Consider the following 22,983-nt stretch of genomic DNA (forward strand, 5'->3'; position numbering starts at 1 on the left):
GCCTGCGTTGATTGCCCGGAACGAGAAAAGGAGACAGACCATGACCACGCGTATCGCCACCCGCACCGCCACCGTCTTTGCTGCCCTGCTGGCCCTTGCCGCCTGCGAAACCGTCGAGGGCGCCGGCCAGGACATCGAGAACGCCGGCCAAGCGATCGAGGGTGAAGCCCAGGAAACCCAGACGCAGATGTAAGCCTCTGCGCGCAGGCCGGGCGGGTTCCGCCGCCCCGGCCTGCCTGCCTCGTGCATGACGCTGGACGCGCCCCGCCGCTCCGCCTAGGATCCCGGCGGGATCCATATCATGCCGAGGAACATCATGATCAGACTTGCATTCTGCCTGGCCGCGCTGACGGCCCTGACCGCCTGCGAAACCGTCAAGGGCGCGGGCCGTGATCTGCAAACCGCAGGCGCTGCGATCGAAGGCGAGGCGAACCGGACCCAGACCGGGATGTAAGGTATCTCGCCACCGCAGCAGCTGCGGGGCAGGAAACGCGAAGGCCGACCCCTCGGGATCGGCCTTTTTCGTGACCGGTCCCCAGACACGGCCGGTCAAAAAACGAGAAAGGGTGAGGGCCCACCAGTCCCGTCCTGCTGACGCCTCCACCGTTCCTTAACCAAGCCTGCGCAAGGATCCGGGGATGTCCCGCTACCTTCGCCCCCGCGCGCCCGGCGCCCCCATCTTCTTCACCGTCCGCCTGCGCGACACCGCCTCTGACCTGCTGCGGCGTGAGGTGGCGGCGCTGCGCGAGGCGGTGATGGTCGAACGCCTGCGCCGGCCCTTCCATATCGATGCCTTCGTCGTCCTGCCCGACCACCTGCACTGCCTCTGGACCCTGCCGCCGGGTGATGCTGACTGCGCCGTCCGCTGGCAGGCCATCAAGGCGGAGTTCAGCCGCCGTGTCGCCCCCCGCGTCCCGCGCAGCCCCGGCAAACGCCGCCGGGGCCAGTTGGGCATCTGGAAACGCGGCTACTGGCAGCACCCCATCCGCGACGCCCGCGACTACCGCACGCATCTGCACTACTGCTGGGCGGACCCGGTGCAGCACGGCCTCTGCGCCCGGGCGGCGGATTGGGAGTTTTCATCCTTCCACCGCGAAGTGCGACAGGGATGGGTCGAGGCGAACTGGGTGGGCAAGCCGCCGGAGGGACGTTTCGGGGAAGTGGATGAGCCGGGGTGCTTGATAGCTCAGGCCGGCTCACGCACGGCCGACACGCTGGCCCTCCCGGCATCGGACCAGGCCCCCTCCTGCGGCCCGGCTGGGCCGCCGGGCGGCGGATCCTGATGCCCCCCGCGCCCCAAAGAAAAACCCGGGCGCTGGCCCGGGTTTCCTTCAATTGTCCATCTTCAGAGCTGAGATGAAGGCTTCCTGCGGGATCTCCACCTTGCCGAACTGGCGCATCTTCTTCTTGCCCGCCTTCTGCTTGTCCAGGAGCTTCCGCTTCCGCGTCGCGTCACCGCCGTAGCATTTGGCCGTCACGTCCTTGCGCATGGCCGACAGGGTTTCACGCGCGATCACCTTGCCGCCGATGGCCGCCTGGATCGGGATCTTGAACATGTGGCGCGGGATCAGATCCTTCAGCTTCTCGCACATGGCCCGGCCGCGCATCTCAGCGCGGTCGCGGTGCACCATCATCGACAGCGCATCGACGGGTTCGTCGTTCACCAGGATCTGCATCTTCACCAGGTTGTCCTGGCGGTAGCCGATCATCTGGTAATCAAACGACGCGTAGCCCTTGGTCACCGATTTCAGCCGGTCGTAGAAATCGAAGACCACCTCGTTCAGCGGCAGGTCATAGACCACCAGGGGGCGGGTGCCGGCATAGGTCAGCTCCTGCTGGATGCCGCGGCGGTCCTGGCAGAGTTTCAGCACGTCGCCCAGGTATTCGTCGGGCACCATGATGGTCGCCTTGATGCGCGGCTCTTCCACATGGGCCACATGGGTCAGGTCGGGCATGTCGGCGGGGTTGTGCAACTCCTCCATCGTGCCGTCCTTCATGTGGACGTGATAGACCACCGAGGGCGCCGTGGTGATCAGCTCGATGTTGTACTCGCGCTCCAGCCGGTCGCGAATGACCTCCAGGTGCAGCAGACCGAGGAAGCCGCAGCGGAAGCCGAAGCCGAGCGCGGCGGAGGTTTCCATCTCGTAGCTGAACGACGCATCGTTCAGCGCCAGCTTCTCGATGGCGTCGCGCAGGTCCTCGAACTCGGCCGAATCGACCGGGAACAGGCCGCAGAAGACCACCGGGATCGACGGCTTGAAGCCGGGCAGCGCGGTTTCGCAGCCCTTTTTCTCATGGGTGATCGTGTCGCCGACCTTGGTGTCGCGCACCTGCTTGATCGAGGCGGTGATGAAGCCGATCTCGCCCGGACCCAGCTCGTCCACGTTCTGCATCGCGGGGCGGAAGACGCCGATGCGGTCGACCTGGTGCACGGTGCCGTTCTTCATGAACTTCACCCGGTCGTTCTTCTTCAGCTTGCCATCCATGATGCGCACCAGCACGACGACGCCCAGGTAGGGGTCGTACCAACTGTCCACCAGCATGGCCTTCAGCGGCGCATCCGCGTCGCCCTGCGGCGGGGGCAGGCGCGCGATGATCGCTTCCAGCGTTTCCTTGATGCCGATCCCGGACTTGGCGGAGACCAGCAGGGCGTCGCTGGCGTCGATGCCGATCACGTCCTCGATCTGCTCGGCCACGCGCTCAGGCTCGGAGGCGGGCAGGTCGATCTTGTTCAGAACGGGGACGATTTCATGGTCCGCGTCGATGGCCTGGTAGACATTGGCCAGCGTCTGTGCCTCGACGCCCTGGGTGCTGTCCACGACCAGCAGGGAGCCTTCGACGGCGTGCATGGACCGCGACACTTCGTAGGCGAAGTCGACGTGGCCGGGGGTGTCGATCAGATTGAGGATATAGAGCTCGCCATCCTCGGCGATATACTCGATCCGGACGGTGTTCGCCTTGATGGTGATCCCGCGTTCCCGCTCGATGTCCATCGCGTCGAGCAGCTGCTCTTTCATCTCGCGTTCCGAGACGGTGTTGGTGGACTGGATCAGCCGGTCGGCCAGGGTGGATTTCCCGTGGTCGATATGGGCAACGATGGAGAAGTTACGAATATGCGCGAGATCGGTCATGATCGGCAGCATATGAGGGGGAAAGGGGCAGTTGGCAAGGGGGCGCGCGCCGAACCAGCGAAGCTGGCGATGGATCCGGTGGATCCATCGAGGCGCGCGCGGGCGGAGCCCCAGGGTGCGGGAGGGGTTGAGCAAGCGGGACGCTACGCTAGGGTACGGGGAGAAGCGGGGACAGTCAGGCGATGGCGGTAAAGAACGAAAAGCAGTTCAGGGCGTGGTTGGATGGGCAGTCGCGGGAGATTTGCACGGCCATTGCTGTGCGGGCGGCGCTTAGGGTGGTGCCGTTGGTTTGCTCGATTAGGACCGATTCTGAGCGCCAGAAAAAGCTTGCTCTGTTGACGTTTCGTGCAATCCTAACATCTGGGGTCGCGGCGGTGGGACCGACCCCCGATGTTAGGGCCGCCGCCGGTGCCGCCGCCGGTGCCGCCGGTGCCGCCGCCGGTGCCGCCGGTGCCGCCGCCCGTGCCGCCGATGCCGCCGCCTATGCCGATACAAAACTCCCAGCCGAACCGCGCCGCATGCTGGAATTCAGTGTGCAGGGTCTTCAGGCAATCACTGACGCTGCAGAGGAACTGCGCAAGCAAGACGGCAGGATCTGGGTTCTGACCGCAGGTGGAGACTGGGAATTCTGGGGGCATTGGTACGAGCGCGCCATGGCCGGCGAGGCGCGGGACTGGGAGCTCTATGAGCGGATCGTGACCGAGATCCCGGATGAAGTCTGGACCGGGGAGAACGCGGTTGCCGAGGTGGCGCGCGCGATTGCGCGGTTTGAGGCGGAATTCAAGGGTAGCAAGAAGGGCCTGACTGAACCTGTGGCGCCGCCAGGCGAATTTTCGTCCAAAGGCGAAGCTCTAGGAACTTCGGCGCGCAACGTTGTGGCTGCTCAAGTCTCTGCAAATCGCGATAGCATCGCGCTAGTTTCTGCTAGCTTGATCGAGCAAACTATAGGCCTTCGCGAACGGATCCGCGGCAACAACGCACTCAGCACTGACTTCAAGAAAGACGCGATCACCTTCTTGGACAGCATTGAGAGCCACCTGAGCCTCTTGCTTGAAGCGCTACCCGAAAACGATGAGACTATTTCGGACGAAAAAGCTGGCTGGCTTGCGACATGGAGAAGCTCTTTTCTTTGCGCACTGAAAGCTTCCGCCTCTGCCTATGCCGCGCCCGAAAACGTTGCCAAAGCCATAGTGCCAACCAGCATCATCCTGTCGTGCACTGGTATCGGAACCATGATGGGGGCGCCGCTGCCCGGGACAGCTGTGGGCGCTCTTATCACCGGACAACTCAACCCACACAAAGCTGCGACGGATATTCTAAAGCCACTTGGCGCGGATGAAGAGTAATAAGGAGCCCAGTAGCGTCGAAACTCTGCGAGTTTCAGAGGTGCTCCTATAGCCCTAGGTTCAGGATACGCAGAAAGCTCGACTTATACCAAAAAAGAAGGGCAGCGCCCGAGCATGGGTGGGCGCTGTGCAACGCCAGCTCATCGCGCAGCGCCCTCAAGAACCACCGTCAGTCCCACTCCGACCAACATCGCCAATGCGCCCTCCCGGGGGTAGGGGTGAGACGCGGTCCATGCGCAGCATGGCAAACCGTCCGGGGGACGGTTTGAGCGCCGAACGCGCGAAGCGCAGGCGGGCGCGGCCCGGCGTGCCGCCGGGCGAGACAGCAGAACGAAAAGATACATCCCCCCTCACACCTCTCGCGCGCCCAGTGCCCCGTCGCCTCCCCCACCCCATTTCTTGACCCCAAATATCCCGGGGGAGTCGCCCGCCAGGCGGCGGGGGCAGAGCCCCCTCCTCCGGCGCTCCCTCCCCCGCATCCCTGCACAGCCTTCCCCGCACCGTCGCCCCTTGCACTCCCCCACGGCCCCTCATAATTTCCTCCAGCGGCCAGCAAGGTCGCTTGTTCTCAGGGCGGGGTGCAATTCCCCACCGGCGGTGACAGCCCGCGAGCGCCTTTCGCAATCGGAAGGGACAGCAGATCCGGTGGAACTCCGGGGCCGACGGTGAAAGTCCGGATGGAAGAGAACGGGATGTTTCCCGCACCGCGCCCGGAGGGGCGTGGCACCGGGCGTTGTCCCCGACTGCCTTGGGTTATGCGTTTGGAAAGGACACCGCATGACTCACCACCACCCGGCGCGCGGCGCCGTGATGATGATCGCCGCCGGCGCGATCTTCGCCCTCTACAACACACTCACCCAGCATATCGCCATGGGGCTGGGCCTCGCCGGGCCCACCATCGCCTTCTGGCAGTATCTGACGGCCACCCTGCTGGCCCTGCCCTGGGCCCTGTCGCGCGACCGCGCCGCCTGGGCGATGCGGCAGCCCTGGCTGCACCTGGCGCGCGCCGGCTGCGCCGTGGCGGGCGTGCAGCTCTGGGTGGCGTCCCTGGCCTTCGTGCCGATCTGGCAGGCCTCGGCGCTGATCCTGCTGTCGCCCTTCTTCGTCACCCTGGGCGCCGCGCTGCTGCTGCACGAGGACACCCCGCCGCGCCGCTGGCTGGCGGTGCTGGGCGGGCTGGCGGGCGGGATGATCCTGCTGGCGCCCTGGTCGGAGGCCTTCAGCTGGGCCGCGCTGATGCCCGTGGGGGCCGCCGCGCTTTGGGCGGGCACCTCGCTGCTGACCAAGCGGATGACGGCGACCGAGGCCCCCGAGAGCCTGACCCTGCACCTGCTGATGCTGCTGACCCCGGCCAATGCGGTGCTGGCCGTGCTGGCCCTGCCCGCGGGGGCCGGGCTGGGCGCGCTGCTGCCGCCTGCGGGGGCGCTGGCGCTGCTGGTGCTGGCCGGGCTGCTGACGGCAGCGGCGCAATACGCCATCGCGCGCGCCTATTCCCTGGCCGACGCGGGCTTCCTGCAACCCTTCGACCACCTGAAGCTGCCGCTGAACGTGGGCTTGGGCGTGCTGATCTTCGGCTTCGTGCCGCCGGGCAGTATGTGGGCCGGGTCGGCGCTGATCGTCGCCGCCTCCTTCTACCTGCTGGACCGCGAACGCCGCGACAGCGCGGCGCCGCAATCGGGGGCGGCGCAGGTCTGATCCCGCGCACCGGGGCGCCATGCCGCGCCCCGGTCGCAAACCGCAGACCCGTAACCGGCAGATCTGCAAAGAGATATCTGAAACACTTCAATTTAGAATAATTCAAAAGAATCGCCCCGAGTTTGACCGAGATCAAACCCCCGGCGACGATTCTGCGACAGTTTGGGCCAGCGCGAACCTCCCAGAGAAACGGAGACGATGATGCGTAGCCTGACCATTCTTCTCTTAGCCAGTACGGCCCTCGCCACGAGCGCCGCAGCCGATGAGCTGCGCGACTATGCGACGGACATGTTCCAACCCCTGCCCTCGACCATCCCGGCCGTCGCCGACAACCCCGTGACGGACGAGAAGATCGAACTGGGCAAGATGCTGTTCTTCGACCCGCGCGTTTCGCTGTCGGGCGTCTTTTCCTGCTATTCCTGTCACAACCTGACCACCGGCGGGGACGACAACCTGGAAACCTCCGTCGGCCACGGCTGGCAGAAGGGCCCGCGCAACGCGCCCACGGTGCTGAACGCCGTGCTGAACGAGGCGCAGTTCTGGGACGGGCGCGCCGAGGACCTGAAGGCCCAGGCCAAGGGCCCGGTGCAGGCGGGCGTCGAGATGGCCAACACGCCGGAAAACGTCGAGGTCATGATGAACTCGATGCCGCAATACGTGTCGCTCTTCGAGACCGCCTTCCCGGGCGAGGATGCCCCCACCAACTTCGACAACATGGCCAAGGCGATCGAGGCCTTCGAGGCCACGCTGCTGACACCGGCGCCCTTCGACAGCTGGCTGAACGGCGATGACGCCGCGCTGACGGCAGAGGCCAGGGAAGGGCTGGGGCTGTTCCTCGACCTGGGCTGCGTCTCCTGCCACTCGGGCGTGAACGTCGGCGGGCACGGGTACTATCCCTTCGGCCTGATCGAGAAACCCGGCGCCGACGTGCTGCCCGAAGGCGACAAGGGCCGCTTTGCCGTGACCGAGACGGTGGACGATGAATATGTCTTCCGCGCCGCGCCCCTGCGCAACGTGTCGCTGACCGCGCCCTACTTCCACTCCGGCAAGGTCTGGGACCTGAAGGTGGCGGTGCAGATCATGGCCGAAAGCCAGCTGGGCGAGGAGCTGTCGGACGAGGATGCGACCTCGATCGTGGCCTTCCTCGACAGCCTGACCGGCGAGATGCCGGAGGTCACCCTCCCGGTGCTACCGGCCGAAACCGCCGATACCCCGCGCCCGAAACAGGACGCGTTGCCGTAAGGCGACATCCATCGAGATCCGGCAGGGCGTTGCGACAGTCAGTCCAGCCGGAAGGAGGAGGCCGGTCCGCAAGGGCCGGCCTCCCCGCATCTACCCCCGTGTCCACGAGCGGGACCGCCCTTTGACGGCATCGTGACGTGACGCGCGGGGCTTTCGGCCTAGTCTCCCTGCGGAGGGGCCATGAGGTCCCGTTGGCCATCCAAGGGAGAGAGACCCATGCTGACCCGCAGACACCTGATGACCACCGCCCTGGCCGCCACGGCCGGCGCCACCCTGATCCGCCCCTTCGCCGCCATGGCCCAGGACCTGACCGGCGATGTCTACGACACCGACGGCGGCCAGATCTCGATCCACCCGGTTGCCCATGCCAGCTTCGTCCTGGTGACCCCGGCCGGCGTGCTCTACGTCGACCCGGTGGGCGGGGCCGACGCCTACGACGCGCTGCCCGATCCCGATGCGGTGCTGATCACCCATGAACACGGCGATCACTACGACCCCGACACCCTGTCGGCCCTGGCCGAACGTGCGGGCGGCAGCCTGCCGATGATCACCAACCCCGCCGTGGCGGAGATGCTGGCGCCGGAGCTGGCCGAGGGCAACGCGCCCCTGGCCAATGGCGAAAGCGGCGAGATCCTGGGCTATACGGTGGACGCCGTGCCCGCCTACAACACCACCGAGGACCGCCTGCAGTACCATCCCGAGGGGCGCGACAACGGCTATGTCCTGTCGGTCGACGGGCTGCGCATCTACATCGCCGGCGACACCGAGGACACGCCCGAGTTCCGCGCGCAGGAGGAGATCGACATCGCCTTCGTGCCCTTCAATCTGCCCTACACGATGACCGAGGACCAGGCGGCCAGCGGCGTTGCCGAAATGGGGCCCAAGGTGGTCTATCCCTATCACTTCCGCGGCTCCGACCCGGAAATGTTCACCTCGCTCCTGTCCGAGGCCGGCTCCGAGACCGACGTGGTCATGGGCGGCTGGTACAGCCAGAGCGAAAGCTGATCGCCTGCCCCGGCCCGCCATGGCGGGCCGGGTGCCTTCCGGGGCCGCCTTCGGGCACGACCGCTGCCTCGATCCGTCACAAAGCCTAGCGCCAGGCAGATCTGCCCGGCCGCCTTCGCCCCGGCCAGGTCACGGCCGGGCTCCGAGGCAAGTGATTTCCCTTGTTTACCTGGTCAAAGCGGTGCGGATTTCCGCCGAGACTTTCTCGTCGTCTCAGCGGGCCGCCGCGACTCTGTTGTCGATTAAGGCGATTTTTGCCAAGATCCCGGAACCGACTCTCCGGACAGGCGAAGCGCCGTGGGGTCGCAAGGCAGTGACGGAACACCGGACCACGGGCGGACGAACCCCCGGGCCGGCGGACAGCGAAGGCAGTAACGAGATGAAATGTTCTTACCGGGCGGCCCTGGCCGCAACCGCAGTGACCACCATGATGATGCTGGGCAGCACGGCCCAGGCCGGGCCGATCACCCGCGCCTGCCTGGCCTCCGACAGCCGCGCCGCCAGCCCGGCGCTCTGCGGCTGCATCCAGCAGGTCGCCGATCTGGTGCTCAGCAACCGCGACCAGCGCCAGGCGGCCCGTTTCTTCAAGAAGCCTGACATGGCCCAGGACGTGAAGATGTCCAGCTCGCGCTCGGATGAGCAGTTCTGGGAAAAATATTCCTACTTCGGCGCCGTCGCGCAGGAGCAATGCGCCGCCTCCTGAGGGCGAGCCCGCGACAGCACGACGAGAGCATCAGGCGCAGCCCCCCGGGGCCGCGCCTTTTTTGCTGTCTGCGTCAGGCGGTGTCAGGCGGCGGCCCTGCGGCGCGCCTCCACCAGCCGGATCAGCGCGCGGCCCTCTGGGCTGGGCGCCCCGCCCGCGCGGCGATAGTCCGACCCGTCACGGCGCCGAGTCAGCCGCCCGTCCTCCACCAGCGAGCGGCGCAGTTGCGCCACGTCACCGAAGGCATGGGCCGGCCCAAGCAGGGCGTTGACCTCGGCCTCGGTCATGGCCTGACCGGCAGGCAGTCGCGCCCAGAGCACCTGCAGGCAGAGGCTGCGCACCTGGCGTCGTCCTGGCCAGCGCAACAGGCGCCCCTGGTCGTCGAAATGTGGCAGGGCCTTTTCCACCAGGCGCAGATCGACCGACGCCTCGGGCTCCGTTGGACGGGCCAGCCGATCCTCGGCGGCCTGCACGGCGCGCAGGTGCTGGAAATTGCGATAGCCACCGGCGCGGGCCAACATGTTCATCAGCGCCAGGTGCGACGGCACCTGACCGGCATCGGCACCGGCCGACAACTGCCGCGCCAGTGCGCGGGAAAAACTGGACAGGTCCTGGATCGACAAGGGGATATGGGGTCTCGACATGATGGCTCCTGATCGCGTGCCGAAATCGTCGCGGGCCGCCGGGTCACGACAGGCACGCGCCGGGCGTGATGTCGGGAAATCGAAACTGTCGAGGCAGGTTTAGCATGCCCCGAAGGGCGCAGCGGGCCTTGGGAACTGCCGACCGACTTCAAGGATAGCCTCAGCCGCCCCCGACGACAAGCCGCCCCGGCAAAGGGCGCAACGCCCCGAATTCAACGCTTCACCCCGGCCAATTCCTCGCTGGTGACAACGCTGGCGACAACGCTTGTGCCTCACACAGCCCCCATCGCGACCGGCGCCCCAGCCGGACGTGGCAAAGAGCATTTTCCCGGCCCCGCCGGACAACCTATTCCGACAAACTCTTACGGAGCGGGAACCATGAATTTCGCAATGACTGCCGCGGCAGCGGCCCTGAGCCTCGTCGCATCCGGCCCCGCGGGCCTGCAAATGACCACGGCGGGCTACCTGGCCGATCAGGACGGCATGTCCCTCTATATCTTCGACAAGGACGGCCCCGGCACCTCCAACTGCTACGGCGGCTGCGCCAAGTCCTGGCCGCCGCTGATGGCCTCCGGCAATGCCTCCGCCGAGGGGGATTTCACCCTCGTCACCCGCCGCGACGGTACCCTGCAATGGGCGCTGGACGATCAGCCCCTCTACTACTGGGTCGGCGATAACAAGCCCGGCGACACCAAGAGCGACGGCGTGGGCGGCACCTGGCACCTGGCCCGCTGATAGGGGATGACCGGGATGGGGGCTCCCGGTCGGCCAGCGCGTCGGCGCCTTGCGGCCCCCCAGCCAGGTCTGGCTGGGGAGCCACCGGGTCCCACGGGCGACTGAGGCGACGCGCAGCCTGGGGAGAGGTGGCCGGTCAGTCCCCGGCCACCTCTCTCATCACACCGTCGGCGCAGTCCTCGATCAGCGCCAGCGCCCCGTCGAAATCGCGGGTATAATAGGGGTCGGGCACCTCATCGGCGCCGGCAAAGGCGCTGCCTGCGGTCAGGTAATCGGTAAACAGGCGGACCGGCGTGGCATTGCCCGCCGGTCTTTGACGTTCGATGTCCGCCAGGTTCTGCCCATCCATCGCCAGGATCAGGTCGAAGGCATCGAAATCCTCCACCCGGAACTGGCGCGCGCGCAGCGCGGCCATGTCGTAGCCCCGCGCCCGCGCCGCGGCCTGCATGGGCCCGTAGGGCGGCTCCCCCGCATGCCAGCCGCCGGTGCCGGCGCTGTCCAGCTCCAGCGCCGGGGCGCGATCGCGCATCACGGCCTCGGCCGAAGGGGAACGGCAGATATTGCCGAGACAGACGAAAAGGATCGAGGTGGTGGTCACGGGGGCACTCCCTGCTATCTTCCCGGATGAAGCTAGAACCCGGAAAAGCGAAGGAAAAGGCGGAATGGAGAAAATCGTGATCCTGACCGGCGCCGGCATCTCCGCCGAGAGCGGCCTGGGCACGTTCCGCGACGCGGGCGGCCTGTGGGAACAGCACCGGATCGAGGATGTGGCCACGCCGGAAGGATTCGCCCGCGACCCCGCCCTGGTGCAGCGGTTCTACAATGCCCGCCGCGCCGCCGCCGCCGAAGCCCGCCCCAACGCAGCGCATGAGGCCCTAGGCCGGCTGCAACGGGACTATCCCGGCGAAGTCGTGCTGGTCACCCAGAACGTCGACGCCCTGCACGAGGCCGGCGGGGCACGGGACGTGCTGCACATGCACGGCGAACTGGCCTCGGCCCTCTGCGCCGCCTGCGGCCACCGCTGGCCGGCTCCGATGGAGATGCAGGTGAAGGAACCCTGCCCCGCCTGCGACCGCCCCGCCGGGCGTCCCGATATCGTCTGGTTCGGCGAGGTGCCCTACCACATGGACGAGATCATGGCGCACCTCAAGGACTGCACCCTCTTCGCCGCCATCGGCACCTCGGGTGAGGTCTACCCCGCCGCCGGCTTCGTGCAGATCGCCGACATCGCCGGGGCGCATTCTGTGGAACTGAACCTGGAGGCCTCCTCCGTGCACAGCAATTTCGCCGAGGCCCGGCTGGGCCGCGCGACCGAGGTGGTCCCGCTGTGGGTGGCAGAGCTGCTGTCCGGGCACTGAGCCCGCCCCGCAGACCGCAGCACCTCTCGGTCCCGCGCCCTCCAGCCCGTCGGCTCAGCCAGACCGCAGCGCCGCCAGCATCTGCTCGGCCGCAAGCGTCGGGGTGGTCTCTCCGGCCGCCACCGCGTCGCTCAACTCGGCCATCTTCGCCTTCGCCGGGCCACGCTCCAGCTCTGCCAGCAGGGCCTGTTTCACATCCTCGCGGAACCAGAACCGGGCCTGAGCGGCGCGGGCGCGGTCGAAATGCCCCTCGGCACGGCGCCAGTCAGCCAGGGTGGTCATTTCCTCCCAGGCCTTTTCCAGCCCGTCCTTTTCCAGCGCCGAAACGGTCATCGCCTTGGGGAAGCCCTCCGGATCCTGGGGCCGCTTGCGCAGCAGGCGCAGGGCGCCGGCGTAGTCGGCGCAGGTGCGGGTGGCCGTGGGTTTCAGATCGCCATCGGCCTTGTTCACCAGGATCATGTCGGCCATCTCCATGATGCCGCGCTTCACGCCCTGCAACTCGTCGCCGCCAGCGGGTGCCAGAAGCAGCAGGAAGAGGTCCGATATCTCGGCCACCACGGTTTCCGACTGGCCCACGCCCACGGTCTCCACCAGCACCACGTCGAACCCCGCCGCCTCACAGAGCGCCACCGCCTCGCGCGATCGGCGCGCGATGCCGCCCAGGTGGGTCTGGCTGGGCGAGGGGCGGATATAGGCCTGGGGCGCGCGCGCCAGTTCGGGCATCCGGGTCTTGTCACCCAGGATCGACCCGCCGGTCCGCGCCGAGGACGGATCCACCGCCAGCACCGCCACCCGCAGGTTCTGCCGCGTCAGCATCATGCCGAAGCTCTCGATGAAGGTCGACTTGCCGACGCCGGGCGTGCCCGACAGCCCAATGCGCAGGGCCTGGCGCCCCGATCCCGCCAGCCGCTGCAACAGCTGCGCGGCCTGGGCGCGGTGATCTTCGCGGGCGCTTTCCACCAGGGTAATGGCACGCGACAGGGCGCGCCGGTCCCCCGCCAGGATCTTCTCGGCCAACGTGTCGATGTCCATCAGGCTCCCCCGGATCTGGTTCCCACTGGGTGTAGCGCCTCGCACCGCGCGCCGTCCAGTGCGACACGGGGCGCGCGCGCACGCGCACCGCGGGGAGTGGACGGCCCCCGCGCGCGCATCGCATAAGGGCGCCATGACGCCCAATGCCGCCCTGCCCATCGACGCCGCCCTGCCAGATCTCATCGCCGCCCTGCGCGCGCGCGGCCGTGCCGTGCTGCAGGCGCCGCCCGGCGCGGGCAAGACCACCCGGGTGCCGCTGGCCATGCTGGACGCGGGCCTGACCCCGGGGCGCATCCTGATGCTGGAACCCCGTCGCCTGGCCGCCCGCGCGGCCGCCGAACGCATGGCCCAGACCCTGGGCGAACGCGCCGGCGACACCGTGGGCTACCGCGTGCGGGGCGAGGCCAAGGTGAGCCGAGGCACCCGCATCGAGGTGGTGACCGAGGGCATCCTGACCCGCATGATCCAGTCCGACCCGGAACTGACCGGCATCGGCGCGGTGATCTTCGACGAATTTCACGAACGATCGCTCAACGCGGATCTCGGCCTGGCGCTCTGCCTGGAAATCGCGGGCGCCCTGCGCGATGACCTGATCCTGGTGGCCATGTCGGCGACGCTGGACGCAGGACCGGTGGCGGCGCTGATGGATGATGCCCCGGTCGTGACCTCCGAAGGGCGCGCCTTCCCGGTGGATCTGGTCCATGCCGACCGCCCCCTGCGCAAGGGCCGCGAGACCTGGGCCGATGTCGCCGCCCTTGTGGAACGCGCCGTCGCGGACACCGACGCGGGCGTGCTGGTATTCCTGCCCGGCGCCGGGGAAATCGCCCGGGTCGAGCAGGCGCTGACCGGCCGCCTGCCCGGCGGCTGCCACATCCGCCCCCTCTATGGCGCGATGAAGTTCGCCGACCAGCGCGCGGCGCTGGAGCCCGCCCGAGAAGGACGCAACGTTGTGCTGGCGACCTCCATCGCGGAAACCTCGCTGACCATCCCCGACGTGCGTGCGGTGGTGGATGCGGGGTTGTCACGCCGGGCGCGATTCGACCCCGGCTCGGGCATGTCGCGACTGGTGACCGAGAAGGTCAGCCGCGCCGAGGCCGACCAGCGCGCGGGCCGCGCGGGACGGGTTGCCCCGGGCCGCTGCTACCGCGCCTGGACGAAGGGAGAGGAAGGGGCCCTGCCCGCCTATCCCCCGGCGGAGATCGAGGCGGCGGATCTTTCCGGCCTGGCGCTGGAACTGGCGCTCTGGGGCGCGGGGCCGGACCAGCTGTCCTTCCTGACGCCCCCGCCCGAAGGCGCCTATGCCGAGGCGCAGGCGCTGCTGACGATGCTGGGCGCGCTGGATGCCCACGGCATCACCGAACATGGGCGCACCCTGGCCGGTCTGCCGCTGCACCCCCGGCTGGCGCATATGCTGGCGCTCGCCGGGCCATCGGCGGCGCCCCTGGCCGCCCTTCTGGCCGACCGCGACCCGATGGCGCGCGGCGCGCCAGTGGATCTGCACCTGCGGCTGAAGGCGCTGAAGGGCGAGCGGGAGGCCCGCGCCGATGCGGGCGCCCTGGCCCGCATCCGGCAGGAGGCCAAGCGGCTGGCGCGCGGCGCGGGCCCGGAGGCCGGGTTGGCCCCAGAAGAGAAGGCCGCGCTCGCCTACCCCGACCGCATCGGGTTGCGCCGCCCCGGCGAGGCGCCTCGCTACCTCCTGTCCGGCGGCAAGGGCGCGGCCCTGCCGCCCGAGGACCCGCTGGCCGGCGCCCGGCTGATCGTCGTCACCGACACCGACGGCGACCCGCGCGAGGCGCGCATCCGCCAGGCGGTGCAGATCGGCGAGGCCGAGCTGCGCGCGCTTTTCCCGGACCAGATCGAGGAGGTGCACCTTTGCCGCTGGTCGCGCCGCCACCGCCGGGTCGAGGCGCGGGTGCAGGACCGGCTGGGCGCCATCGCGCTTTCGGATCGCGCCTGGAAGGAGGCCGACCCGCAGGACGTGGCGCGGGCCATGCTCGACGGCGTGCGGGAGCTGGGGTTCTTCCCCTCCGAACCCGCGCGCCTCTTCCTGGCGCGCGCGCGCCTTATGGGGAACGACTTCCCCGATTTCTCGGACGCGGCGCTGATGAACACGGCAGAGGACTGGCTGCTGCCGCATCTGACCGGCGTGCGCAGTCTCGACGACTGGAAGCGATTCGACCTGCTGACCGCCCTGCGCGGGCGGCTCAGCTGGGACGAACAGCAACGGCTGGACCGCGAGGCGCCGGCGCGATTCACCACGCCCCTGGGACGCGAGATCGCCATCGACTACTCCGGCGAGGATCCGGGCATTTCCCTGCGCCTGCAGGAGATGTTCGGCCAGACCCGCCACCCCACCGTCGCGGGCCGCCCGCTGGTGGTCACCCTGCTGTCCCCTGCGGGCCGCCCGGTGCAGGTCACCCGCGATATCCCCGGTTTCTGGACCAATTCCTACGCCGATGTGCGCAAGGACATGCGCGGCCGCTATCCGAAACACCCCTGGCCCGAAGATCCGCGCGAGGCCGATCCGACACTGCGGGTGAAACGCCGGACGTGACCGTGCAGCGCGGGCCCGCACCCTCTGGTCCTTCGCGGAAATCCGATCTATACGGCCCGCAATCCGCTTCACCGCGGCTCCGTCGCTGTCATGAGTCCGAAACACTTGACCTCCTCCCGACAGAGTCGTAATGACGCGCAACGAGATTCAGGGCGCCGCTCGGGCGGTGCCTTTTCATTTGATCGGGGCGCGAACTGCCCTTCAGACCAGACGAGGATAGCCCATGTCGCGCCGCTGCGAACTGACCGGTAAAGGCCCGATGACTGGCAACAATGTCAGCCACGCCAACAACAAGACCCGCCGCCGTTTCCTGCCCAACCTGAACGACGTTTCTCTGCGTTCGGAAACCCTGGGCCGTAACGTGAAACTGCGCATCTCCGCTTCGGCTCTGCGTTCCGTGGACCACCGCGGTGGCCTGGACAAGTTCCTGGCCAAGGCCAAGGACACCGAGCTGTCCGACGCCGCGCTGAAGGTGAAGAAAGAGATCCTGAAAGCTCAGACCGCCGAGGCCTGATCCTTTCGATCTTCCGAAATTCAAACGGCCCTGCCACCTGGCGGGGCCGTTTTCGTTTGGGACGACCGAGAGGGGCAGAGGCCATCCCGGCCACCACCGGCGCCGCGCCCGCCCCGGCGCACCAACGTTTTCCCTTTGCAAGCGCCGCGCGAGGCGCTATGCGATCCCCCATGATCGTGATGACCGCAGATATCCGCCGACGCCGACGCGCCTGAGGACCCGCCTTCCCCGAGGAAGAGCGGTTGCTGCCACCGATCCTGCGCCCAAAATGTCGCGGCGCCTTTTTCACCCCTGCGAAAACTTGACTTGGCCCGAGCCTGCATGCTCATTCAGGGCCTCCCGTATTGCGAAGGACATCCGATGATCCCTCCCGTTCTGCCGACCTACAATCGCGCGCCGCTGCATTTCACCCACGGCGAAGGCTCCTGGCTGATCGAGGAGGACGGGCGCCGATTCCTCGACCTGGGCGCGGGCATCGCGGTGAACGCCCTTGGCCATGCGCACCCCGACCTGGTGGCGGCGCTGACCGACCAGGGCGGCAAGCTTTGGCATTTGTCGAACCTCTACGAGATCCCGCAGCAGGAAGAGCTGGCCAAGCGGCTGGTCGATGCGACCTTCGCCGACACCGCCTTCTTCACCAATTCCGGCACCGAGGCGATGGAGTTGGCCGTGAAAATGGCCCGCAAGTACTGGTACGAGAAGGGCCAGCCCGACAAGGTCGAGATCATCGCCTTCGACGGCGCCTTCCATGGCCGGTCTTCCGCCGCCATTGCCGCCGTGCCGAGCGAGAAGATGGCCAAGGGCTTCGGCCCGCTGCTGCCCGGGTTCAAACAGGCCAAGTGGGGCGACTGGGACGCGCTGGCGGAGATGATCAGCGACGAGACCGCGGCGATCATCATCGAGCCGGTGCAGGGCGAAGGCGGCATCCGCCCCCTGCCCGACGCCGACCTGAAGGCGCTGCGGAAGCTCTGCGATGACAAGGGCTGCCTGCTGATCCTCGACGAGGTGCAATGTGGCGTGGGCCGCACCGGCCACCTCTTCGCCCATGAATACGCCGGTATCACCCCGGACATCATGATGGTCGCCAAGGGCATCGGCGGCGGCTTCCCCCTGGGCGCCGTGCTGGCCACCGAAGAAGCGGCAAGCGGCATGGTCGCGGGCACCCATGGCTCCACCTACGGGGGCAACCCGCTGGGCTGCGCCGTGGGCAATGCCGTCATCAAGAAGATCGCCGATCCGGTCTTCCTGGAGGAGGTGCGGCGCAAGGCGGGTCTCTTCCGGCAGAAGCTGGAGGGGCTGGTCGCGGATAATCCCGACGTCTTCGAAGAGGTGCGCGGCCTGGGCCTGATGCTGGGGCTGAAGTGCAAGATCCCCTGCGCCGAGGTGGTGAAGGCCGGCTATGCGCAGGAGCTGCTGACCGTGCCCGCCGCCGACAATGTAGTGCGCCTGCTGCCGCCGCTGACCATTACCGACGAGGAAATCGCCGAGGCCGTGGACCGGCTGGACCGGGCCGCCAAGGCGGCGCTGAGCGAGACGAAAGCGGGCTGACGCCCCCGAGCGGGGCCGGCGCGGGCGGGACGATCCTGCCTGGCGCCGGCGCCCGCCTTGAGAGAGAGACGATGAAGCACTTCCTGGACATCCATACCACCGACCCCGACGACCTGCGGCACATGCTGGACGAGGCCCGCGCCATGAAAGTGGCGCGCGAGGATCGCCCCAAGGGCACCCCCGATGACGTGCAGCCCCTGGCGGGCCGCATGGTCGCGCTGATCTTCGAGAAGCCCTCGACCCGGACCCGCGTCAGCTTCGACATGGGGGTGCGCCAGATGGGCGGTCAGTCCATGGTGCTGTCGGGCGGCGAGATGCAGTTGGGTCACGGCGAGAGCATCGCCGACACCGCCCGCGTGCTGTCGCGCTACGTCGACATGATCATGATCCGCACGAACGAGGAGACGATCCTGCACGAGCTGGCCGAATATGCCTCCGTGCCGGTGATCAACGGGCTGACCAACGAAAGCCACCCCTGTCAGATCATGGCCGACATGCTGACCTTCGAGGAGCATCGCGGGTCCATGGCGGGCAAGAAGGTGGTCTGGGTCGGCGACGGCAACAACGTCTGCGCCTCGATGCTGCATGCCGCCGGTCAAATGGGGTTCAACCTGACCTTCACCGGGCCGATGCAGCTGGATCCCGACCCCAAGGCCGTGGGATTTGCCCGCGACAAGGGCGCCGAGGTGGTGATCGAACGCGATCCCGCCCGCGCCGTCGAGGGCGCCGACCTGGTGGTCACCGACACCTGGGTGTCGATGCATGATGCGCAGAGCACCCGCGAGCGGCGCCACAACATGCTGCGCCCCTATCAGGTGAACGACGCGCTGATGGCCCAGGCCGGGGACCAGGCGCTGTTCATGCACTGCCTGCCGGCCCACCGGGGCGAGGAAGTGACCTCCTCGGTGATGGACGGGCCGCAATCGGTGATCTTCGACGAGGCGGAGAACCGGCTGCATGCGCAGAAGGCCGTGATGCGCTGGTGCCTGGGCCTCTGAGGCCCGGTGACCGGCATTCGATAGCCGGGACGGGGGGCGGCAAGGCCATTGATACCTTGTAACTCCGCGTCTCATGATTAGTATAGTAGGCTGAGTTTTCGGGCGGGGCCCCTGCGATGGCAGGCGGCCCCGCCCCCCGTGACCGCGGGCAGCGGCCTTGTGGGAAGATGGAGAGGCGAATGTCCTGGACCGATGAACGCGTCGAGCTGCTGAAGAAGATGTGGGGCGAAGGCCAGTCCGCGAGCCAGATCGCGAAGGAACTGGGCGGCGTGACCCGTAACGCGGTGATCGGCAAGGTGCACCGGCTGGGCCTGTCGAACCGCTCGGGCGGGGGGGGCGCCAGCGCCCAGGCCGCCCCGGCGGCCAAGCCCGAGGCGAAGGCCAAGCCCGCACCGAAACGCGAGGCGGCCCCGGCCCCCGAGCCGAAGCCGGAACCCGAACCCGCCGCCGAGGCGGCTGCCCCTGCCGCCCCCGCGCCCAGCCCGGCGCGCAAGGCGATCATTCCGGCCGGCCAGCCCCTGCCGCCGCAGCCCTCGGCCAACGAGATCAGCCCCGAGGCCCTGGCCAAGGTCAGCGAGATCGAGAAGAAGGCCAAGCGCCTGACCCTGATGGAGCTGACCGAGAAGACCTGCAAATGGCCCGTGGGCGACCCGGCGACCGAGGATTTCTGGTTCTGCGGCCTGCCCGCCCAGGCCGGCAAACCCTATTGCGAGGCCCATGTGGGCGTGGCGTTCCAGCCCATGTCCTCGCGTCGCGACCGCAAACGCTAAGGCCGCGCGGACAGGAGATTTGAAAAGGCCCCTTCGGGGGCCTTTTTCATTGCGTGGATAGCTTGCGGATTAGGGGGGCTCTGCCCCCGCCGCCCTGCGGGCGACTCCCCCGGGATATTTCCGGCCAACAAATATCAGGATCGGGGCGCGCGCGGAGGTCTGATCGCCCGCCCCGATCCCTACTTGAAGAGGTTGCGCAGCTCGTCCTGCAGCTTGTTCTCCAGGCCACGGCGCAGCAGCTCCTCGTCGCTTTCGCCCTCTTCGCGGGTGACGCCCAGGGCGCCCTCGACCTCGGCGCGGACACGTTCCTTCGCGGTTTCCTCGATCTGCTCGGCATCCAGGTCCGAATTCAGCTGAATCGCGCGTTCCAGGTCCGGCAGGATCTGCGGCGAGGCCCAGGGGCCGCGGATGCGCACGGGAATGGCGATGCCGCGCCCCTCGTCATCCTTCAGCGCCACGGGGGTGAAGAGGTAGTTCAGCCGCTGCTGGCCCAGATCCACCGTGCCCTCGCCGGTGGCGGTGATCGAGGCCAGGCGCATTTCCAGATCGTCGTTGGACAGCACGCCGTCGGTGATGGAGAAGCTCGCCTCGGTCGCGTCGAAGATCGTGGTCCCGCCCGAGACATCGCCAGAGCGCAGCACGCGGTCCAGGTCGATCCCCGAAATGGTGCCGCGCCCGGTGGACAGGCTGCCCGAACCGGACAGCGACGACATCCAGGCCTGCACCGAGTTGCCCACGGCCAGGAAGTTCAGCGACGCATCGGCGCTGCCGGTGAAACGGTCGATACCGGCGAGGTCGTCCAGCATCCGCGAAAGATCCACGCCCGCCGCGCTGAGGTCGCCCCCGATGGACAGGCCCGAGCGGTTGTTGGCCACCAGCTGCCCCGTGACGCCGCCACCGAAGACGCCCATCTGGTTGATCGTCGCTACGGCGCGGGCCCGGTCGACGGAGATGCGGCTGCGCAGCTGCGACAGCCGGGTCACGCCAAGGTCCACCGTCCCGGCGCTGAGGACGATCTCCCCTTCCACCAGGTTCAGTGCCGAGGCGTCGACGGGCGCGCTGGACCAGCCCGAGGGGCCGCTGCCGGAACCGCCGTTGCCGCCGCCGATGAAGCCCGTCAGATCGAGGGTATCGGCGACCACCTGGGCGGTGATCCGGGTGACCACCCCGGGCTGGATGTCGGCCTCCACCGCCGCCGCGTTGCCGGCACCGCGCAGGGTGCCATCACGCAGCGACACGGCGCCGTCGGCCGTCAGCGTGACCTGCCCGTCGAAGCCCAGATCGCCGTTCAGCGCGCTTGGCAGCGATGCCTGCTCACCCAGCACCGAGAACAGCTGCGCGGCGTCGCTGACCGACAGCACGAGGTGGCCGTCCGCCTCGGGGGCAATGCCGCCGCGCCCCTCGAAGCGGGCAGTGCCGCCGGGCGCCGAGAAAGCCAGGGTCAGGTCCGACACGCCGCCGTCGAGGAAGGTCCGGGCGCGGGCCACCCGCCCTTCGCCGGTGATCCGCCCGCCGGGCAGGTCGAGGCCCAGGGTGATGTCGGCCGGCCCGCTGGCGTCGGGCAGTGACAGGGTCAGCTCCAGCCCCTCCAGCCGCTGGTCGCTGTCCATCGCGGCGTCGATGTAGCGGATCGAGGCATTGCGGATGAACAGCCGGTCGAGGGTGATCTGCCGCGCCTCCTCCGCCGAGGCCGGGGCGCCTGCGCCGCTGGCCGCGCCCTCCGGCAGCAGGTCCCAGTTCACCGCGCCGTCGGCGTTGCGTTCCAGCACAATCGCGGGCGCCTCGGCGTCCAGCTCGGTGATACGCACGTCCCCGCCCAGAAGCGCCATTAGGTCGACCCCGATCTGCAGGCTCTCGGCCTCGAACATCGGGCCGCGGTCGGACCAGGATGCATTGGACAGGCTGACGGGGCCGGTGCGCACCCCCAGCACGGGGTAGTAGCTCAGCCGGGTCTCGCCCGCGATGGTCAGCTGCCGGCCGGTGATCTCCTCGATCCGGTCCGCGGCGATGCCCGCGATCTTTTCGCCGGGCAGCAACAGCAGCGCCCCGGCCAGAAGCACCACCGCCAGCACCAGCGCGCCCAGAATGCGCAGAATCCACCGCATGCCCGATCCCCTTGATCCAATTGGTTAATGATAACGATAGCAACAAAGCGGGCGCGGGCAAATGGCTCGCCGCGTGCCGCGGGGCTTTCCACGGCGCCTGCGCTCGCCTATATGCGGGCAAATGCAGAACCCGCCCGATCTCCGCCCCGATCTAGCTCCTGCCGCCCGTCTGGGCGACGGGCCCTCGCGCCCTGGCCAGCCCTCCCTGGGCATGGTCTCCCTCGGCTGCCCGAAGGCGCTGGTGGACAGCGAACGCATCCTGACCCGGCTGCGCGCCGAGGGCTATGCGATCTCGCCGGACTACGCAGGCGCCGACGCGGTGATCGTCAACACCTGCGGGTTCCTGGACAGTGCCAAGGCCGAAAGCCTGGAGGCCATCGGCGAGGCGCTGAAGGAAAATGGCCGGGTCATCGTGACCGGCTGCCTGGGCGCGGAGCCCGAGTATATCACCGGCACCCACCCCAAGGTCCTGGCCGTCACCGGCCCGCATCAGTACGAGCAGGTGCTGGACGCCGTGCACCAGGCTGTGCCGCCCGCGCCCGATCCCTTTGTCGATCTGCTGCCCGCCTCGGGCGTCTCGCTGACGCCGCGCCACTACAGCTATCTGAAGATCTCCGAGGGCTGTAACCACAAGTGCAAGTTCTGCATCATCCCCGACATGCGCGGCCGCCTGGCCTCGCGCCCCGCCCATGCGGTGCTGCGCGAAGCCGAGAAGCTGGTCGAGGCAGGGGTGAAGGAGCTGCTGGTCATCAGCCAGGACACCTCGGCCTACGGCGTGGATCGCAAGTATTCGGCGCATCCCTGGAAGGACGGCGAGGTGCGCAGCCACATCACCGACCTGGCGCGCGAGCTGGGCAAGCTCGGCGCCTGGGTGCGGCTGCACTACGTCTACCCCTACCCGGCGGTGCGCGAACTGATCCCGCTGATGGCCGATCCCGACAGCGGCATCCTGCCCTACCTCGACATCCCCTTCCAGCATGCCCACCCGGATGTTCTGAAACGCATGGCACGGCCCGCGGCCAGCGCGAAGACGCTGGATGAGATCGCGGCCTGGCGGGCCATGTGCCCCGACATCACCATCCGCTCGACCTTCATCGTGGGCTACCCCGGCGAGACAGAGGAAGAATTCCAGTACCTGCTGGACTGGATGGACGAGGCGCAGCTCGATCGCGTCGGCTGCTTCCAGTACGAGAACGTCGAGGGGGCGCGGTCGAACGACCTGCCCGACCACGTGCCGGACGAGGTGAAGCAGGACCGCTGGGACCGCTTCATGGAAAAGGCTCAGGCAATTTCCGAGGCAAAACTGCAGGCAAAGGTGGGCAAGACCTGCCAGGTCATCGTGGACGAGATCGACGAGGATGGCGCCACCTGCCGCTCCTGGGCCGATGCGCCGGAGATCGACGGCAACCTCTTCATCGACGAGGATTTCGAGGATCTGAAACCGGGCGACTTGGTGACGGTCGAGGTTGATGAGGCCAGCGAATACGACCTCTGGGGCAAGCGCCTGCGCAGCTGAGCCCCGTCGGCTTGCTGGCCGCCGCGGTCCAACAGCGGCGGCCAGCCCCCGCTGCCCTCCACGTGTCGCCAACCGGCGACGGTGCAC

At 68.2% G+C, this 22,983-nt stretch carries 21 protein-coding genes and 1 riboswitch; of the genes, 16 read left to right on the forward strand and 5 right to left on the reverse strand.

The window, feature by feature from the left end; genetic code table 11:
* Positions 1-40 precede the first annotated feature (40 nt).
* The 3 genes from LC066_RS11990 to LC066_RS12000 all read left to right on the forward strand — a co-directional run bounded on the left by LC066_RS11990 (position 41) and on the right by LC066_RS12000 (position 1,283).
* Positions 41-193, forward strand: a complete 153-nt coding sequence (locus tag LC066_RS11990; protein WP_222480877.1) for an entericidin A/B family lipoprotein — start codon at positions 41-43, stop codon at positions 191-193.
* Between the two features lie 123 nt (positions 194-316).
* The gene (locus LC066_RS11995; RefSeq protein WP_222480874.1) at positions 317-454 is read left to right on the forward strand and encodes an entericidin A/B family lipoprotein; all 138 of its coding nucleotides are present in this window, start codon (positions 317-319) and stop codon (positions 452-454) included.
* 184 nt (positions 455-638) lie between these two features.
* Positions 639-1,283: an REP-associated tyrosine transposase gene (locus LC066_RS12000; protein WP_318246712.1), complete on the forward strand. Its 645-nt coding sequence runs from the start codon at positions 639-641 to the stop codon at positions 1,281-1,283.
* 48 nt (positions 1,284-1,331) lie between these two features.
* Here LC066_RS12000 and lepA read toward each other — a convergent pair whose 3' ends face one another.
* Entirely contained in the window at positions 1,332-3,131 is a 1,800-nt protein-coding gene (gene lepA, locus LC066_RS12005) for a translation elongation factor 4 (RefSeq protein ID WP_222480870.1), read from the reverse strand.
* A 182-nt stretch (positions 3,132-3,313) separates the two neighbouring features.
* Between lepA and LC066_RS12010 the strand changes: the two genes are divergently transcribed.
* The 5 genes from LC066_RS12010 to LC066_RS12030 all read left to right on the forward strand — a co-directional run bounded on the left by LC066_RS12010 (position 3,314) and on the right by LC066_RS12030 (position 9,122).
* Positions 3,314-4,477, forward strand: a complete 1,164-nt coding sequence (locus LC066_RS12010; protein ID WP_224899261.1) for a hypothetical protein — start codon at positions 3,314-3,316, stop codon at positions 4,475-4,477.
* A 560-nt stretch (positions 4,478-5,037) separates the two neighbouring features.
* A riboswitch (FMN riboswitch) is annotated at positions 5,038-5,170 on the forward strand.
* Between the two features lie 84 nt (positions 5,171-5,254).
* A complete protein-coding gene (locus tag LC066_RS12015) occupies positions 5,255-6,172 on the forward strand; it encodes a DMT family transporter (protein WP_224899264.1) in 918 nt (305 codons plus the stop codon).
* Between the two features lie 198 nt (positions 6,173-6,370).
* Positions 6,371-7,414: a cytochrome-c peroxidase gene (locus LC066_RS12020; protein WP_412103238.1), complete on the forward strand. Its 1,044-nt coding sequence runs from the start codon at positions 6,371-6,373 to the stop codon at positions 7,412-7,414.
* Between the two features lie 216 nt (positions 7,415-7,630).
* On the forward strand, positions 7,631-8,419 hold the full coding sequence (locus tag LC066_RS12025; protein WP_224899270.1) for an MBL fold metallo-hydrolase: 789 nt from the start codon (positions 7,631-7,633) through the stop codon (positions 8,417-8,419).
* Positions 8,420-8,798: 379 nt separating this feature from the next.
* Positions 8,799-9,122 carry a hypothetical protein gene (locus LC066_RS12030; protein ID WP_222480861.1) on the forward strand — a complete coding sequence of 108 codons (324 nt, stop codon included), beginning with the start codon at positions 8,799-8,801 and terminating at the stop codon, positions 9,120-9,122.
* A gap of 83 nt (positions 9,123-9,205) precedes the next feature.
* On the opposite strand, the gene LC066_RS12035 is transcribed toward LC066_RS12030, so the two are convergent.
* The gene (locus LC066_RS12035; protein WP_224899273.1) at positions 9,206-9,766 is read right to left on the reverse strand and encodes a DUF2087 domain-containing protein; all 561 of its coding nucleotides are present in this window, start codon (positions 9,764-9,766) and stop codon (positions 9,206-9,208) included.
* 378 nt (positions 9,767-10,144) lie between these two features.
* On the opposite strand from LC066_RS12035, the gene LC066_RS12040 reads away from it, so the two are divergent.
* Positions 10,145-10,501, forward strand: coding sequence for a hypothetical protein (locus LC066_RS12040; RefSeq protein WP_224899276.1), 357 nt, complete (start codon positions 10,145-10,147; stop codon positions 10,499-10,501).
* Between the two features lie 136 nt (positions 10,502-10,637).
* Here the strand turns inward: LC066_RS12040 and LC066_RS12045 are convergent, their stop codons facing one another.
* Entirely contained in the window at positions 10,638-11,099 is a 462-nt protein-coding gene (locus LC066_RS12045; protein ID WP_224899280.1) for a low molecular weight protein-tyrosine-phosphatase, read from the reverse strand.
* Positions 11,100-11,163: 64 nt separating this feature from the next.
* On the opposite strand from LC066_RS12045, the gene LC066_RS12050 reads away from it, so the two are divergent.
* On the forward strand, positions 11,164-11,859 hold the full coding sequence (locus tag LC066_RS12050) for an NAD-dependent deacylase (protein ID WP_085887793.1): 696 nt from the start codon (positions 11,164-11,166) through the stop codon (positions 11,857-11,859).
* Positions 11,860-11,913: 54 nt separating this feature from the next.
* Here the strand turns inward: LC066_RS12050 and meaB are convergent, their stop codons facing one another.
* Positions 11,914-12,891, reverse strand: coding sequence for a methylmalonyl Co-A mutase-associated GTPase MeaB (gene meaB, locus LC066_RS12055; protein ID WP_224899283.1), 978 nt, complete (start codon positions 12,889-12,891; stop codon positions 11,914-11,916).
* Positions 12,892-13,024: 133 nt separating this feature from the next.
* Between meaB and hrpB the strand changes: the two genes are divergently transcribed.
* The 5 genes from hrpB (at position 13,025) to LC066_RS12080 (ending at position 19,275) form a co-directional block, all read left to right on the forward strand.
* The gene (gene hrpB / locus LC066_RS12060; protein ID WP_224899285.1) at positions 13,025-15,445 is read left to right on the forward strand and encodes an ATP-dependent helicase HrpB; all 2,421 of its coding nucleotides are present in this window, start codon (positions 13,025-13,027) and stop codon (positions 15,443-15,445) included.
* 223 nt (positions 15,446-15,668) lie between these two features.
* Positions 15,669-15,959 (forward strand): 50S ribosomal protein L28, encoded by a 291-nt coding sequence (gene rpmB, locus LC066_RS12065; RefSeq protein WP_085887799.1) that lies wholly within the window; start codon positions 15,669-15,671, stop codon positions 15,957-15,959.
* Between the two features lie 360 nt (positions 15,960-16,319).
* A complete protein-coding gene (locus LC066_RS12070) occupies positions 16,320-17,507 on the forward strand; it encodes an aspartate aminotransferase family protein (RefSeq protein WP_224899288.1) in 1,188 nt (395 codons plus the stop codon).
* Between the two features lie 71 nt (positions 17,508-17,578).
* On the forward strand, positions 17,579-18,505 hold the full coding sequence (gene argF / locus LC066_RS12075; RefSeq protein WP_222480846.1) for an ornithine carbamoyltransferase: 927 nt from the start codon (positions 17,579-17,581) through the stop codon (positions 18,503-18,505).
* Between the two features lie 179 nt (positions 18,506-18,684).
* Complete coding sequence (locus tag LC066_RS12080) at positions 18,685-19,275, forward strand: GcrA family cell cycle regulator (protein WP_224899291.1); 591 nt, start codon at positions 18,685-18,687, stop codon at positions 19,273-19,275.
* A 179-nt stretch (positions 19,276-19,454) separates the two neighbouring features.
* Here the strand turns inward: LC066_RS12080 and LC066_RS12085 are convergent, their stop codons facing one another.
* Positions 19,455-21,380, reverse strand: coding sequence for an AsmA family protein (locus LC066_RS12085; protein WP_224899294.1), 1,926 nt, complete (start codon positions 21,378-21,380; stop codon positions 19,455-19,457).
* 121 nt (positions 21,381-21,501) lie between these two features.
* Between LC066_RS12085 and rimO the strand changes: the two genes are divergently transcribed.
* The gene (gene rimO / locus LC066_RS12090; RefSeq protein ID WP_222480840.1) at positions 21,502-22,896 is read left to right on the forward strand and encodes a 30S ribosomal protein S12 methylthiotransferase RimO; all 1,395 of its coding nucleotides are present in this window, start codon (positions 21,502-21,504) and stop codon (positions 22,894-22,896) included.
* Positions 22,897-22,983: the final 87 nt, after the last annotated feature.

Source organism: Pseudooceanicola marinus, assembly GCF_020177265.1.
Lineage (GTDB): Bacteria > Pseudomonadota > Alphaproteobacteria > Rhodobacterales > Rhodobacteraceae > Pseudooceanicola > Pseudooceanicola marinus_A.